The following is a 14,384-nucleotide window of genomic DNA, read 5'->3' on the forward strand; positions in this document are numbered from 1 at the left end:
GCTACGGCATCTTGTCCCCGACCAGCGCCAGGTTCTGGATCGCCGCCAGTCCGTACAGCGCCGTGGCGTTGGTGGACACCCAGGCCGCCTCGCTGCCGGGGACGAGGCCGGTCGGGCCCTCGATCTTCTTCGTGGACCAGTCGGTGGACTCCTTGTAGTCCCAGGTGTCGGCGCTGTTGTAGAACTGCCGCCACGCCCGGGCGGCCAGCTTGTCGTCGCCCGCCTGGACGGCGGCGTAGGCGTCCTGCCGGGAGTGGCCCTGGAAGAGCAGCAGGGAACCGAAGTCGGAGCCGTAGCGGGCCTTCTGCTCGGCCTTGGTGGCGTTGAAGTAGCGGCAGTAGTCGAGCCACGCCTCCTTGAACTTCGGCATGTCGACCTGGTCGATCAGCTCGGCGCACAGCTCGACCAGGCCGAACATGGCCGACAGATGCGAGACCCCCACCCTGGGCTCCGCCGCGACGGCGAACTTCCCGGTGTCCAGGTCGTACAGCGCGTTGCCCTGCACGAAGCCGTTGGGCTGGGCGGCGATGGTCTCCATGGTGGACAGGACCCTGGCCTTGGCCTTCTCCCACTTGGGTCCGCGCCGCTCCCACTCGGTGAGCCAGGCCGAGACCAGACCGCTCCAGTCGGTGCCGAAGCCGATGGACAGGGCGTTGCGGTCGGGGGTGTACGGCTCGGTGCGGATCTTGCGGATGGGGTCGAGGACGAGGAAGGTCTCGTCGGAGTCGACGTTGGCGTGCATGAGGTCGCCGACGCGTTCGTCCGCCGTGAGGAAGTAGTAGTAGCGGCGATAGGTGGTGTTGGCGATGCGCTGCTGCTTGGCACTGTCGGCGTAGTGCTGGACACCGTGCCGGGTGCCGAGGCCCGCCCACTTGCCGAGGTGGTAGACGTCGACCTCGCCGGTGTGCCGGGTCATGGCCTCGGCGAAGCGGAAGATGTCGGCGCGGCCCGAGCGCATGTAGGCGAACCAGAGCCACAGGTCCGGCGAGAGCTCGGAGTTGTCCCAGGCGTAGCCGCCGACGTCGTAGCACCACTGGTGACGGCTCGGATCGTAGCTGTGCATGATGTCGCCGTAGTCCCAGAAGCCGTACCAGCGGCGCTGCTCCACCTGGTCCTTGTAGTAGGTGAAGAGGAAGTCGAGGTGGTCCTCGATCTTCGCCTTGGCGCTGGTGGAGCGGTCCGGCGCGGAGAACAGCTTGCCGAAGACGCCCGCCTTGATGAGCTGCCGGGGCGGGGCGGCGAGCTGCGGCGGAGTGCGTACGGCCTCGACCTGCCGGGCCATCGCCTCGGCACTCGGGGTGGAGTCGTGGGCCCAGAAGAGGAGTTCGCTGGTGCGGGCGATGCCGTAGGGGGTGCCGAACTCGGGCTCGTAGTCCTCGTAGGTGATGTTGAGGCCTTCGAGCTGCTCGGGGTACGTGTCCTGGCCCATGCCGTCGTGGTAGAAGCGCAGGTCCATGGGCTGCGCCTCGGGCGACCAGAGCCAGAGGGTGACCTCGGCGGTGTCGGTCTGGGCGTCGCGGATGTCGAGCTGGGCGGGGAACTTCTCCCAGAAGTCCCTGAGCCCGAAGGCGAACCCGCCGCTCGCGCCGCCCACGTACCCGAAGCCGCTGGCGCGCCGGCCGCCGCCCGCACCGATCCAGCCGTGGCCCTTCTTCGTCCGCTTGCGGACCGTGAAGCCGTCGGCGGAGAGCTGGGAGAGGGTGTAGTCGCCCCACTCGGGGATGTACTGGAGGCGAGTGGTGACCCGCTGGTCCCAGGTGGCCGGGTCGGGCAGCTTCTTGCCCTCGAACTGGGCCGTGCGTACGGCCGCCCCGGGGTCGCGGCGCAGTCCGGTGATGCCCTGGACGGCCTCGCGGAGCAGGCCGGTGCCGTCGCCGCCGATGCGGACGTGACGGTCGTACGCCTTGTCCCGCATCGGCACCTGGAAGCGCACGCCGAGTCCGCGGATGAAGTCGCCGCTCGCCTTCGCGGGCTCCTGCGTGCCGTCGAAGGTGAGGGTGTGGACCATGCGGAAGGAGTCGGCGCCCGCGTAGAAGTAGAGCCGGATCGAGAACGGCAGCCAACTGCGGCCGCCCTTGCGGTGCTTGCCGTCGATCCGGACGACGGCGCGGACCGGGCCCGCCTGCTCGACCTCGACCTTGGAGACGGCGCCGTCGAAGCGCTCGGTCTTGACCGCGCCCTGGTCCTCGTCCTCGATCTCGGGCTGGCGGATCAGCACGAGCCGGCCATTCTTCGCGATCTCCGTCGAGCCCCTGGTGACCGACTTGACGAGGGTGGAACCGGACTTGCCGATCTTCGCGGTGATGACGCCGGTCGAGATGTCGATGGTGCCGCCGCTCCTGTCGACGGTGACCTTCTTCTCGGGGGCGGCGGGGGTGCCGGCGGCGAGGGTGAGCTTGCCGTTGCCCGAACCGACCGCGTGCGCGGTCCACTTGAGGGAGCCGTCGGGCCAGTAGGCGATCGGCCAGGACTGCACGGGAACGGCCTTGCCGTCCGCGTCCGTGAGCGCGAAGGTCTGGTCCTTCTCGTAGGCGCCCTTGGGCCAGGGGACGCCGACGGTGGAGCCGGGGGCCGCGCCGAGTCCGCCGTCCTCCAGCCAGTCGAGGGTCACCGGGTCGGCGTCGGCGGGCTCGGCTCCGGGGGCGGCCTGCGCGTCCTGCGCCCCCAGTGCCCAGCTGAACTGGGCGGCGGCTCCGGCGACGGCGGCCGCCTTGAGGAGGGACCTGCGGGGGATGGGAGACATAGAGATGCCTTTCCTTGTCCGTGCGGGAAGCAATTCCGTGCGCTGGTCAGGGGCATGACAGTGAGAGGTGCGGCGCCCGGGGGCGCCGGTCTGGGGTGCGGGCACCGCCGTCAGCGGTGCCGGTACCGCTCCTCCACGGCGACGGCCGCCGCCGCGACGGCCCCGAGGACGGGGACCGCCAGCGGCGCGACGAACCAGGCGGACAGGGCCACCACGGCCAGCCCGGCGATGATCAGGAAGGACCCGGCGGGGTCGAGAACCGTCCGGCGCCAGGCCTGCGCGAGCAGCGTCCGCCAGCGGGCGTCCGGCTCCCAGACCGCCGCCGCACGCAGCCCCGCCACGACGAAGGCGATCAGTGCGACGACCCCGACCGCTCCGACGAGCGGCCCGCCGGGAATCCCCGCCCGGGCCGCCTGGACGTCCACCCAGACCGCGGCCACCGCCGCCCACCCGGCGAGCCCGGTGAGCCACCCGCCGCGCAGGGCCCCGCGGAAGTCGGCGACGAACTCCCGCCATCCACCGCCCTCGTGCGCGGTACGGCGCCGCAGATGCCGCGCACCAGCGGCGAACGCGGCCGGATACGTCACGACCCCCAGCGAGGCCACCGCGATCCACACCCCGGTCAGCAGACACTCGGCGAACACCGCGAACCGCTCGGCGAGCACCGACTCACCCCGCGCCTTCACTCGGGTCCCGGCCATGCTCGCCTCAGCCCTTCAGACCCGACGTGGCCATGCCGTCGATCAGATACCGCTGGAAGGCCAGGAAGAAGGCGAGAACCGGCAGCAGCGCCACGAGCGACATGGCGATCATGCCGCCGTAGTTGGCCAGCCCTTCCTGGTCGACGAACATCTTCAGGCCGAGCGAGACCGTGTACTTGTCGGGCTCGTTGAGGTAGATCAGCGGGCCCATGAAGTCGTTCCAGGCGTTGATGAACGTGAAGATCGCACTGGTGATCAGGGCCGGGCGGCACAGCGGCAGCATGATCGACCAGTAGATCCGGAGGTGCCCGCAGCCGTCGAGCCTGGCCGCCTCGTCGAGTTCCTTGGGCAGGTTGCGCATGAACTGCACCATCAGGAAGACGAAGAACGCCTCGGTGGCCAGGTACTTCCCGAGCAGCAGCGGGGTGTAGGTGTTGATCATCTCCATGTTGCGGAACAGCACGTACTGCGGGATCAGCAGCACGTGGTACGGCAACAGGAGGGTGCCGATCATCAGCGCGAACAGCAGATTGCGGCCCGCGAACCTGATCCTCGCGAAGGCGTACGCCGTCAGCGAGCAGGACACCAGGATCCCGATCACCGAACCGCCCGCGAGGAACAGCGAGTTGAAGAAGAACGTGGAGATCGGGATGTCGGCGATGCCGTCGGCGAGGCTGGTGTAGTTGGAGATGACCGGATCGCCCGGGAAGAGATCCAGGCTGCCGACGATGTCCCCGCTCTTCTTGAACGAACCGCCGACGACCCAGATCACCGGGTAGAGGATCACCGCGAGGATCAGCAGGGACCCGATGTGCCAGGCGACGGAACCGGGCAGCTTGTGCCGGAGGCCACCCGCTCGGGGGGTGACATCGGTGGCCGGTGCGCTCATGAGGCGCCCTCCTCGTAGTGCACCCAGCGCTTCTGGGACCAGAACAGCACCGCCGTCACCAGGGCGACCGCTACGAGCAGCATCCAGGCCATGGCGGAGGCCAGGCCCATCCGGCTGTTCTCGAAGCCCTGGACATAGAGGTAGCAGGTGTAGACCATCGAGCCGTCGGCCGGACCACAGGCGTTGCCTCCGGCGCCGCCGCCGACGATGTACGCCGAGCTGAAGATCTGGAACGAGTGGATCGTCTCCAGCAGGACGTTGAAGAAGAGCACCGGGGAGATCATCGGCAGCGTGATGTTCCAGAACCGGCGCAGCTTGCCCGCCCCGTCGACCTCGGCGGCCTCGTACAGCTCGCGCGGGACCTGCTTGAGGCCGGCCAGGAAGATGACCATGGGGGCGCCGAACTGCCAGACGGTGAGCGCCACCAGGCTGTAGATGATCATGTCGGGGTCGCCGGTCCAGCCGCCGACGTCCACGCCGAAGAGCTTCTGCGTCCGGTCGACGACCGCGTCGTCCGAGAAGATGGCCTTCCAGACGATCGCGACGGAGACGCTCGCCCCGATCAGCGACGGAGCGTAGAAGGCGGCCCGGTAGAAGGCCTGCCCGCGCCGGCTCTGGGCGAGGAGCAGCGCCACTCCGAGGGCCGCGATCAGCTTCAGCGGCGTCCCGACGACGACGTACCAGAGCGTGACCTGCACCGAGTGGCGCCAGCGCGGATCGCCGAACATCTCGGAGAAGTTGCCGAGGCCGATCCATTTGGGCGCGTCGAAGAGGTTGTAGTCGGTGAACGCGAAGTAGAGCGAGGCGACCATCGGACCTGCGGTGAGCAGCAGGAACCCGGCGATCCACGGGGACATGAAGAGATAGCCGGCCAGGTTCTCCCGGCGCCGCCGCCGCTTGAGGGCGGCGGGGCGCGCGGGCTTCACCGGACCGTGCCGCGGCTCGGAGTCCTGGGACAGGCCCTCCATCGCAGGGGCGTGTGTCACGGTGGTTCCCATCAGGTGCCGAGAGCCGTCTTCGACTCGGTGAAGAACTGCTTGACGGCCTCGTCCACCGACCTCTTGCCCAGGGCGAGTTCCTCGGCGATGCGCAGGAACGCGGACTCACAGATGTCCGCGCCGTTCGGGTGCGGTGTGATGGGCTCCAGGACACCGGCCTTGACGAGGGACTCCTCGTAGGCGGCGATCGCCTTGTTGACCTCGTCGGTCGGCTGGTACGCGTCGAACTGGGCCTGTGTCGCGGGCACACCGCGGTCGTAGCCCATGATCTTGGCGACCTCGGGGTCGTGCACCATGAAGTCGATGAACTGGGCGACTTCCTTGGGGTGCTGGGTCCGCTTGGAGGCGCTCAGCATGAGCGAGCCGAGGTACTGGCCGGTCTTCTTGCCGTCCGTCGTCGGGATGGGAGCCAGGCCGTACTCGCTCTTGCCCTCGGCGGTGTAGCGGACGGTGAAGTTGTCCCAGGTGAACTCGCCGCCGGCGAGCTCCGCGGCGACCGCCGACTTGGGCTTGATCTGGGCGACCTTCTTGGCGTCGGTGTAGCGGCCGTCCTTGACGCCCTTCTCGGCCTTGGTCCACCAGTCCGCCAGATCCGACTCGGTGAAGCCGAGCCCGTCCTCGGTGAAGAAGGCCTTGCCGTTCTGACGCAGGTACAGGTCGTAGAGGTACATGACGCCGTACATGCCGCTGTCCCCGGCGCGGCCCGTCTTGTCGCGGATCTTCCTCATCGCCGCGTCGAAGTCGTCCCAGGTCCAGCCCTGCTCGGGCTTGACGCCGGCCCGGGTGTAGGCGGCCTTGTCGATGACCAGCGCCATCGAATTCGAACCGACCGGAACACCGAGGAGCTTGCCGTCGACCTCGCCGAACTTCTCCAGACCGGCCCGGAATCCCTCCATCCGGAGGTTGCCAGCCTTGGCCTGCTCGCTGAGATCGAGCAGTACGTTCTTCGCGTCGTATTTGCGGAGGAAGCCGATGGCATTCTGGAAGACGTCCGGCGGATTTCCGCCGGAGGCCTGGGTGTTGAACTTCTTCCAGAAGTCGAGATAGGGCTGGAAGTCCGTTTTCACCTTGATCTTCGGGTACTTCTTCTCGAAGAGCGCGATGGTCTTGTTGATTCTCTGGGCGCGGTCCTCCGCTCCCCACCACGCATAACGAATCGTCACCGTTCCGTCGGCGGAGGTCCCTCCGTCACCACCGCAGCCGGTCGTCGCGGCCAGCCCCAGCGTGACCGCCGTGGCCCCGGCCGCCTTCAGGATCGTACGTCTCTCAACATTCCTGCCGTTCACCACGGTTGGACCTCCCCGCGCGTCGTCCCGCTCGCATGAATCGTTTCAAGTAAGCGCTTGCTGGCACAAGGTACGGAGGGGCTGAGAGTGCGTCAATGATTCGGACAAGAATTTCTTACCGAGGGAGGTGGGTGCCGGGCCGGGCGGGGCGACGGGGCCGGCGAGCGGCTGGGGCGACGTCGCTGGTGAGGTAGGCACGGCCGAGGGAACGAACACGCACGGGCCGGCCGCAGGAATTTCGGGCACGACCGAAAGACGACGGTGAGGTGGAGGGGCGGGTGGGGGCTGGATTCGGCCACGCGATGGCCGACGAGGGCTGGCAGACCGAGGCGGAACCGGGTGCGAGGTACTCCCCGTGACGGCTGGGGCCGGGTGGGTCCGCAGCCCGGCGTAGCGGGGTGCCGCTGCGCCCACCCGTGCCGCCCCCAGCGGCACGCATGCCCGCAGCGGCGGGGGGGGGACTACGCAAGGGGACGTGTCGGGGGGTGTCCGCCCGCAGCTGGTTGGCGCGTCAACGAACAGTCAGTCGGCGTCCAACCCCATCGCGCCGTTCCGAGGACGGACACCCCCCGACACGGCCCCGACCCACCACCCGGCGCCAGGCGCGACGCACACCTGGGCCACAGGCCGCCCCAGGCGCACGGCCACACACAACGACAACGGCCCACCCGCTCAATCGCAGGTGGGCCGTTGATCCGGGTGGGCGATACTGGGTTCGAACCAGTGACCTCTTCGGTGTGAACGAAGCGCTCTCCCACTGAGCTAATCGCCCGGACGCAGGAAGAACATTACCCCATGTCAGGGGGTGCCTGTGACCAGCAGGAGGCCGCCAGCGGCACCCCGGCGCGACTCACTGGTCCTTGATCTTCCACGGCATGACTATGCCGAACTTCCACACATAGAAACCGACCAGTACGGCCACGATCACCAGCCCGATGGTCGTCAGGATGATGTTCCGGCGCCGCACCCTGGGGTCGAGGGCGCGCTGCGCCGCCTCGGTGACCTTCCGCTTGGTCCAGCGGAGCACCAGCTGGGCCCACACGAACTCGGTCGCCCAGATCGCCATGCCGCCGAAGATCACGACCCAGCCCGGCCCGGGCAGGGGCAGCATGATGATGCCGGCCACGACGACCGCGAGCCCGATGATGAAAACCCCGACCTGCCAGCTCACGTGCAGCGCCCGGCGCGCTTTGATGAATTCCGGCGCCCGCGAGCCGAGCCCCTGCTCTTGCTCGCTGCGCACCTCGTCCGTCCCCGTCTCGTCCGATGCCACGGCCACCTCGCCCGGCTCGTTACTCCCCGTATTCATACGGCCAAACACTACCCGAGCGAAACCAGTCACCGGAATGGACGCATGACGCGAACGATCTCTCGGCCGGAAGAGTTACGTAAAGGCACGCAAAACACTCAGAGGGGTTTACAACGGCACCGTAGGTGGCATGTCGATTTCGCCGACGTGCGAATCCCCGAGCGCACACTGAGCGAAAGGCCCTGGCGCTTATGAACACCACGGTCAGCTGCGAGCTGCACCTGCGCCTCGTTGTGTCGAGCGAGTCCTCCCTGCCTGTCCCCGCAGGCCTGCGGTACGACACGGCCGACCCCTACGCCGTGCACGCCACCTTCCACACCGGAGCCGAGGAGACCGTCGAGTGGGTGTTCGCCCGCGACCTCCTCGCCGAGGGACTTCACCGCCCTACCGGCACCGGCGACGTCCGCGTCTGGCCGTCGCGCAGTCACGGCCAGGGCGTCGTGTGCATCGCCCTGAGCTCACCGGAGGGCGAGGCCCTTCTCGAGGCCCCGGCACGGGCCCTGGAGTCCTTCCTGAAGCGGACCGACGCCGCCGTGCCGCCCGGCACGGAGCACCGGCACTTCGACCTCGATCAGGAGCTCTCGCACATCCTGGCGGAAAGCTAGGGCGAGGCCCTCACAAGGCCGCCCGGCGCCGTCGACTCGGGGAGACGGCTCGGGCTCGGACAACCGCATACGGGATACATCGGCGCCGGCACCGCGGATCACGCGGAGTCGGCGCCGTTCACGTGCGCCGGCGGGAAGGTCGGGGAGGTGACGGGAGCGGTCGTCGTCACTGTCAGTAGGCGGGAACCATGGCGGGCCCGGCGGCGTTGTATTCGAAGCCATGTGCGGGCATGAGGGCGGTCCGGTGGATGCGGAGCCATTACCATCGGCCAGCATCGGCGGGCGCCTGCCCGACCCCCAGGCCAGGGAGCGAATCGTGCTGATCACCCACGACACCCGGTGCGCCCTCGACACCGTGGTCGATCTGGTGAACACCGCACCGGAGGACGACACGGCAGCGGACGGGCTGCCGGACGTGGCGACGCTCACGGATTTCGTGGGCAACCACGAGATCAGCGACGTCGGAGCTCTCTCGGAGTTCGACCTTTCCGCGGTACGGAAGATCCGCGGACGGTTCGCCGCCGTCTTCGCCGCCCCCGACGCCCGGGCCGCCGCCGGACTGATCAACGAGCTGGTCGCGGCCGCCGGCACCACCCCGCGGCTCACGGATCACGACGGCTACGACTGGCATGTGCACTACTTCGCACCGGGTGCCTCCGTCGCCGACCATCTGGCGGCCGACTGCGGGATGGCACTGGCGTTCTTCGTGGTCGCCGGGGAGCAGGAGCGGCTGCGGCGGTGCGAGGCGCCCGACTGCCGCCGTGCCTTCGTCGATCTCTCCCGCAACCGCTCCCGGCGGTACTGCGACAGCCGCACCTGCGGTAACCGCCTGCACGTGGCCGCCTACCGGGCGCGCCGCAAGGAGGCGGCCGGCTGATAGCCGTCTCCGGGATACGGGGGACTCCAGAAGCCCATCGATGCCGACGCGGCCCCGGCGGGTGGCGCCGGGTACCGCGGGTACGGCTCACAGCAACAGCAGATCATGCAACGAGGCCATGAGCAGCAGACACCCGATCACCGCAAGGAAGATCATCAGCGGTGGCTGGGAAAGGGCGAAGAGACAACCACGTGGCTCGTCCTGCGGCGGCGCGGGGTCGCTCTGTCTCGTCGTGTCCAGCATCTCGCGGCGATGATGACGCAGTCGCCCTGCCGGCGCGATCAGCGCACTCGTTCCGTGCGGGAGTGCGCTGATTCCGTGAGGTCCGGTTCAGGTTGTGATCACTTCCGCGCGCCCACGGACCCACCTGTGACGATTCAGTCCGGCGCGCGGCCGGCCGTCAGATGCCGTGCTTCTTGAGGATGGCCTCGATGTCGCTGAAGTCGTCCTCGCCCCGGGACGCCGCCGCGGGCCGGGAGGCCGGGCGGGAGGAGCCCTGCCCGCCTTGCCCCAGGGAGGGCGCCGAGGCCGCCGGTGCCACCGCCTCGGGCCGGTCCGCCGCGCGGGCCGCTCTGCGCTCCTTGCGGGTACCGCCGCGGCGGCGCTCCACGACGCGGGTGGTCGCGAACAGCGCCCACGCGAGGCCCAGCACCCCGAAGCCCGCCCAGGCGGTCGGGCTGAACGCGGTGTCGGCCAGCCATTCGACGACTCCCGTCATGACCAGGCCGATGGGAACGAGCGAGTACGCCGCGATACGGGCCGCGGCGAGGAAACGCTTGCGGTACGCCGTGATGGCCGCAATGCCCAGGCCTGCCGCGGACACGGCGGAGCAGACGGTCTCGGCAATCATCCGGTCCTCCAGGCGTGGCGCGGTCGGGCAGGGGCACTTCGTCCCTTCCATCCTGCACCCGCCGCACCCCGGCGGGCCATGCCTCGCCCCTACATCAGGGAGATCTCCGGGTCGCCTCCTCCGCAGGTGCCGGGGCAGGTGTACGGCCTGGAAGACTGTCGGCATGAGCAACTCCTCCCCTGCCCCGTCCACCACCCCCGTCCTCGAGATCTGGTGCGACCTCCAGTGCCCGGACTGCCGCACCGCGCTGGAGGACCTCCGATCGCTGCGCGCCCGCTACGGTGATCGTCTGGAGCTGCGGCTGCGGCACTTCCCCCTGGAGAAGAACAAGCACGCCTTCGCCGCCGCCCAGGCCGCGGAGGAGGCGTGGGAGCAGGGCCGGGGATGGCCGTACGCCGAGGCCCTGCTGGGACGGGTGGAGGAGCTGGCCCGTAAGGGGGAACCCTTCCTGGTCGAGGTGGCCGGCGAACTGGGCCTGGACGCCGAGGAGTTCGACACCGCGCTGATCGACGGCCGGCACATCCTGATCGTGGACGCCGACCAGGCCGAGGGCAAGGCGATCGGCGTGACCGGCACCCCGACCTATGTCATCGACGGCGAGCGGCTCGACGGCGGCAAGAGCCAGGAGGGGCTGCGCGAGCGGATCGAGGAGATCGCGGACCGGCTGCTGGCCGGGCAGGAGCAGGGCTGACCCGGCTCCCGCCGGACCCCTACAACAGCGGCTTGTACATGGCGTACTGCCGGGTCTCGTAGCCGAGTGACGCGTAGAGCCGTTCGGCCGGGGTGTTGCCGGAGAAGACGTTGAGGCCGATGGTCCGCCTGCCCTCGGCGATCGTCTGGGCCTCGGCCAGCAGCATGAGGGTGCGGCCGTGTCCCTTCCCCCGGTGGGCGGCCTCGGTCTCGACATCGAAGACGAAGGCGTTGTCCTGGCGCACCGCGAGCCACAGCGTGCCCACCGGTGTCCCCTCGTGTTCCATCACGCTGATGAGCATGCCGGGGGTGGCGAGGCCGTCGGGCAGCAGGGTGGCGTGGTCCCGCTCCGACTTGGCCCGGGCCTCGGCCTCCGGCACGCCCCGCTCGATCCAGCTCTGCGCGTAGTCCTCTTTGCCCTTCTCCAGCCAGGGGCCGAACTCCGCCTCGGTCATGGGCCGGGCCCGGCTGCCCTCGGGCAGTTCCGGCGGGGTGTCGCCGAGCGGCTTCTCCATGGCGCGGTTGCGCACGACGTAGCCGAGCGCGGTGGCGAGCCGGAACGCCGGCCCGGCGTCGGCGGGCACCGTCGCCTCGATGCGCCGGCACCCCCAGCCGCGCACCACCTCCTCGGCGGCGAGCGCGGCCACCGTGCCCCGGCCGCGTCTGCGGTCCGGTTCCTCGATGCGCATCTTCATGATCCGGGCCACCGCATCGCCGAACACAGGATGCGTGCCGAGGTGTATCGCTCCTACGGGACGGCTGTTCACGCACACCTGGAAGCGGCGTGAACGCGTCCCGTCGGCGTTCTGCTGAAGCGGCTCGGTCGGCCGCAGGGTCGTGGTCATCAGGGGTGTTCTACCCGCAACCAGGCCCCCGTTCAGCCGAATAAGCGGGGGCTGTCAGGGATCGAGGTCGTGCCCGGAGCGCTCGTCGAAGATCCGCATGGCCTTGGCGGTCACCGGGCCCGGCGCGCCCGGCAGCTCACGTTCGTCGACGCGGTGCACGGCCTGCACGTCCCGCAGCGTGGACGTCAGGAAGACCTCGTCGGCCCGCTCCAGCACGTCCAGCGGCAGGTCGGTCTCCTCGGCGCCGGTCCAGGCGATCGCCAACGCGCGTGTGATGCCCGCGAGGCAGCCCGAGGCGAGCGGCGGCGTGTGGATCTCGCCGTCGAGGACGACGAAGACGTTGGACCCGGTGCCCTCGCAGAGCTGTCCCGCCGTGTTGCCGAACAGTGCCTCGGAGGCGCCCCGTTCGCGGGCGCGGGCGAGGGCCACGACGTTCTCGGCGTACGAGGTGGTCTTCAGGCCGGTGAGCGCGCCGCGCTCGTTGCGGGTCCAGGGGACCGTGATCACGGCGGTGGAGTCGGGGCGGCGGTTCGTCGCGCCGAGGGCGACGACGAGGGTCGGGCCCCGGTCGCCGCGGTCGGAACCGAGCGGACCGTGGCCGCCGGTGTAGGTGATCCGGAGGCGGCCGAGCGGCGCGGGGTTGGCCTCGAGGACGGCGGCACAGGCGCGTCGCACCTCGTCGTGGTCCGGGTCGGGCAGGCCGAGGCCGCGCGCCGACCGGGTCAGCCGGTCGAGGTGCCGGGTGAGCGCGAACGGCCTGCCGTCCACGGTCTTCACCGTCTCGAAGATGCCGTCGCCCACGGTCAGTCCGTGATCGAAGACGGAGACGCGGGCGGACTCGCTGTCCTGCAGCCCGCCGTCGAGCCAGATCTTCACGTCAATTCCTCTCCACTCACCTCATACCCTCCCGACGCTATCGCGAGCAGCCGGGCGGCCTTCAGCTCGGTCTCCCGCCACTCCCCCTCGGGATCCGAGCCCCAGGTGATGCCGGCGCCGGTGCCGAAGCGCAGTACGCCTTCGGCCCGGTCGATCCAGAAGGTACGGATACCGACGGCCAGCTCCCCGACCCGCCGGTCGGCGTCCACCCAGCCGATCCCGCCGCAGTACGGCCCTCTGGGCGCCGTCTCCAGCGCGTCGATGATCCGCAGGGCGCTCGACTTGGGCGCACCGGTGACCGAACCGGGCGGAAAGGCGGCGCCGAGCAGTTCGGCCCAGCCGGCCCCCTCCCCCAGCTCTCCGCGGACCGTCGAGACGAGATGGACCAGCCCGGGATGCTTCTCGACGGCACACAGATCGGGCACCGTCACACTGCCCGTGGCGCAGACCCGCCCGATGTCGTTGCGGACGAGGTCCACGATCATCACGTTCTCGGCGTAGTCCTTCTCCAGCAGGTCCGCCTCGGTGCGGCCGGTGCCCTTGATGGGTCCGGACTCGACGACCCGCCCGTCGCGCCGCAGGAACAATTCGGGTGACGCGGTGGCGATCTCCACACCGTGACCGGGCAAGCGGATCGTTCCTGCATACGGCGCCGGGTTGCCGCGGGCCAGCAGCGCGGTGAGGGCGTCCACGTCCGCGCCGGGCGCGACCGGCGCCGACAGCACCCGGCACAGATTCGCCTGGTAGACCTCGCCGGCCGCGATGTGCTCGCGGATCCGCCGTACGGCTGCCGTGTACGCGGCGTGGTCGAGCGAGGACGTCCAGCCATCCGCCGCCGGCGCACACCACGCGCCGGGCACCGGGGCGGGCACGGGCCGCTCCCGTACGTCCCTGAAGCGGGCGCAGGTCAGACGGCCCTCGAAGTCGGCGCAGACGGCCCAGAAACCGCTGGATTCCAGGGCTTCGGGATCGTCGGTGACGTCGAGGAGCCCGGTGGCGACGCGGTCGCCGAAGCGGGCCAGAGGAGGGAGCTCGGACACGCAGTCGAGTCTATGGCGGTGTCCCGGGGGTGACCGGGGGATGTCCCTTCCGGAGGCTCCGCGACATCCCTGAGCAGGGGAAGCGCAGCACGCTGCACAAACGCGTTTTTGTGCTGGCCCCGGAATCCGCTAGAGTTCAACACGTCGCCGGGCCGCGAGAGCGAGCCGGAAACGACAAGCGGACGTAGCTCAGTTGGTAGAGCGCAACCTTGCCAAGGTTGAGGTCGCCAGTTCGAACCTGGTCGTCCGCTCGCAGGAACAGGGGACTTCCCGGCCCCCTGCACTCCTGGTGGAGTGGCCGAGAGGCGAGGCAACGGCCTGCAAAGCCGTCTACACGGGTTCAAATCCCGTCTCCACCTCCAAGGACGATTAGCTCAGCGGGAGAGCGCTTCCCTGACACGGAAGAGGTCACTGGTTCAATCCCAGTATCGTCCACTGGATCTGCTCGAAGATCCGAACCCGCGCGATTAGCTCAGCGGGAGAGCGCTTCCCTGACACGGAAGAGGTCACTGGTTCAATCCCAGTATCGCGCACGCAGTGCCCATGATCCGCTGCACCGAGTGGTCATGGTCCCGAGGACGATTAGCTCAGCGGGAGAGCGCTTCCCTGACACGGAAGAGGTCACTGGTTCAATCCCAGTATCGTCCACACCACACCGGAGCCCCCGGCCGTTCG

Annotated in this window: 14 protein-coding genes and 6 tRNA genes; 8 read left to right on the forward strand and 12 right to left on the reverse strand. The window is 69.5% G+C overall.

Translation table 11 applies throughout. The features are described from left to right. Position 1 precedes the first annotated feature (1 nt). From OHU35_RS07935 to OHU35_RS07965, 7 genes are all read right to left on the reverse strand, one after another. Positions 2 to 2,743, reverse strand: coding sequence for a Tat pathway signal sequence domain protein (locus OHU35_RS07935; protein WP_405505077.1), 2,742 nt, complete (start codon positions 2,741 to 2,743; stop codon positions 2 to 4). 110 nt (positions 2,744 to 2,853) lie between these two features. Further along, positions 2,854 to 3,444 carry a hypothetical protein gene (locus OHU35_RS07940; protein WP_405505078.1) on the reverse strand — a complete coding sequence of 197 codons (591 nt, stop codon included), beginning with the start codon at positions 3,442 to 3,444 and terminating at the stop codon, positions 2,854 to 2,856. 7 nt (positions 3,445 to 3,451) lie between these two features. Beyond that, complete coding sequence (locus tag OHU35_RS07945) at positions 3,452 to 4,333, reverse strand: carbohydrate ABC transporter permease (protein WP_189726478.1); 882 nt, start codon at positions 4,331 to 4,333, stop codon at positions 3,452 to 3,454. Beyond that, entirely contained in the window at positions 4,330 to 5,331 is a 1,002-nt protein-coding gene (locus OHU35_RS07950) for a carbohydrate ABC transporter permease (protein ID WP_189726479.1), read from the reverse strand. The genes OHU35_RS07945 and OHU35_RS07950 overlap by 4 nt, the downstream gene beginning before the upstream one ends. Next, the gene (locus OHU35_RS07955; RefSeq protein WP_405505079.1) at positions 5,331 to 6,620 is read right to left on the reverse strand and encodes an ABC transporter substrate-binding protein; all 1,290 of its coding nucleotides are present in this window, start codon (positions 6,618 to 6,620) and stop codon (positions 5,331 to 5,333) included. Before OHU35_RS07955 ends, OHU35_RS07950 begins: the two co-directional genes overlap by 1 nt. Positions 6,621 to 7,317: 697 nt before the next feature. Continuing rightward, positions 7,318 to 7,389, reverse strand: a tRNA-Val gene (locus tag OHU35_RS07960). 78 nt (positions 7,390 to 7,467) lie between these two features. Then, entirely contained in the window at positions 7,468 to 7,926 is a 459-nt protein-coding gene (locus OHU35_RS07965) for a TIGR02611 family protein (RefSeq protein ID WP_189726481.1), read from the reverse strand. Between the two features lie 191 nt (positions 7,927 to 8,117). On the opposite strand from OHU35_RS07965, the gene OHU35_RS07970 reads away from it, so the two are divergent. Both OHU35_RS07970 and OHU35_RS07975 read left to right on the forward strand, forming a co-directional pair. Continuing rightward, complete coding sequence (locus tag OHU35_RS07970) at positions 8,118 to 8,531, forward strand: SsgA family sporulation/cell division regulator (RefSeq protein ID WP_004002642.1); 414 nt, start codon at positions 8,118 to 8,120, stop codon at positions 8,529 to 8,531. Between the two features lie 316 nt (positions 8,532 to 8,847). Then, positions 8,848 to 9,408 carry a CGNR zinc finger domain-containing protein gene (locus tag OHU35_RS07975; protein ID WP_189726482.1) on the forward strand — a complete coding sequence of 187 codons (561 nt, stop codon included), beginning with the start codon at positions 8,848 to 8,850 and terminating at the stop codon, positions 9,406 to 9,408. An 87-nt stretch (positions 9,409 to 9,495) separates the two neighbouring features. Here OHU35_RS07975 and OHU35_RS07980 read toward each other — a convergent pair whose 3' ends face one another. Further along, complete coding sequence (locus tag OHU35_RS07980; RefSeq protein ID WP_184597274.1) at positions 9,496 to 9,651, reverse strand: hypothetical protein; 156 nt, start codon at positions 9,649 to 9,651, stop codon at positions 9,496 to 9,498. Between the two features lie 157 nt (positions 9,652 to 9,808). Beyond that, positions 9,809 to 10,258, reverse strand: a complete 450-nt coding sequence (locus OHU35_RS07985; protein WP_229873123.1) for a hypothetical protein — start codon at positions 10,256 to 10,258, stop codon at positions 9,809 to 9,811. Between the two features lie 163 nt (positions 10,259 to 10,421). Between OHU35_RS07985 and OHU35_RS07990 the strand changes: the two genes are divergently transcribed. Next, positions 10,422 to 10,949: a DsbA family protein gene (locus OHU35_RS07990; RefSeq protein ID WP_189726484.1), complete on the forward strand. Its 528-nt coding sequence runs from the start codon at positions 10,422 to 10,424 to the stop codon at positions 10,947 to 10,949. Positions 10,950 to 10,968: 19 nt separating this feature from the next. Here OHU35_RS07990 and OHU35_RS07995 read toward each other — a convergent pair whose 3' ends face one another. The 3 genes from OHU35_RS07995 to OHU35_RS08005 are packed head-to-tail and all read right to left on the reverse strand — an operon-like array spanning position 10,969 to position 13,709. Then, positions 10,969 to 11,793, reverse strand: coding sequence for a GNAT family N-acetyltransferase (locus OHU35_RS07995; RefSeq protein ID WP_359896750.1), 825 nt, complete (start codon positions 11,791 to 11,793; stop codon positions 10,969 to 10,971). Between the two features lie 54 nt (positions 11,794 to 11,847). Next, complete coding sequence (locus OHU35_RS08000) at positions 11,848 to 12,669, reverse strand: aminotransferase class IV (RefSeq protein ID WP_405505080.1); 822 nt, start codon at positions 12,667 to 12,669, stop codon at positions 11,848 to 11,850. After that, positions 12,666 to 13,709, reverse strand: coding sequence for a chorismate-binding protein (locus OHU35_RS08005; protein WP_405505081.1), 1,044 nt, complete (start codon positions 13,707 to 13,709; stop codon positions 12,666 to 12,668). The genes OHU35_RS08000 and OHU35_RS08005 overlap by 4 nt, the downstream gene beginning before the upstream one ends. 178 nt (positions 13,710 to 13,887) lie before the next feature. Between OHU35_RS08005 and OHU35_RS08010 the strand changes: the two genes are divergently transcribed. The 5 genes from OHU35_RS08010 (at position 13,888) to OHU35_RS08030 (ending at position 14,357) form a co-directional block, all read left to right on the forward strand. Beyond that, positions 13,888 to 13,960: transfer RNA gene (locus OHU35_RS08010), tRNA-Gly, on the forward strand. 37 nt (positions 13,961 to 13,997) lie between these two features. Beyond that, positions 13,998 to 14,071: transfer RNA gene (locus OHU35_RS08015), tRNA-Cys, on the forward strand. Position 14,072: 1 nt separating this feature from the next. Beyond that, a tRNA-Val gene (locus tag OHU35_RS08020) sits at positions 14,073 to 14,144 on the forward strand. A gap of 26 nt (positions 14,145 to 14,170) precedes the next feature. Continuing rightward, positions 14,171 to 14,242: transfer RNA gene (locus tag OHU35_RS08025), tRNA-Val, on the forward strand. 43 nt (positions 14,243 to 14,285) lie between these two features. Beyond that, a tRNA-Val gene (locus OHU35_RS08030) sits at positions 14,286 to 14,357 on the forward strand. Positions 14,358 to 14,384: the final 27 nt, after the last annotated feature.

The organism is Streptomyces purpurascens, from assembly GCF_045040895.1.
In the GTDB taxonomy this organism is placed as follows: domain Bacteria; phylum Actinomycetota; class Actinomycetes; order Streptomycetales; family Streptomycetaceae; genus Streptomyces; species Streptomyces purpurascens.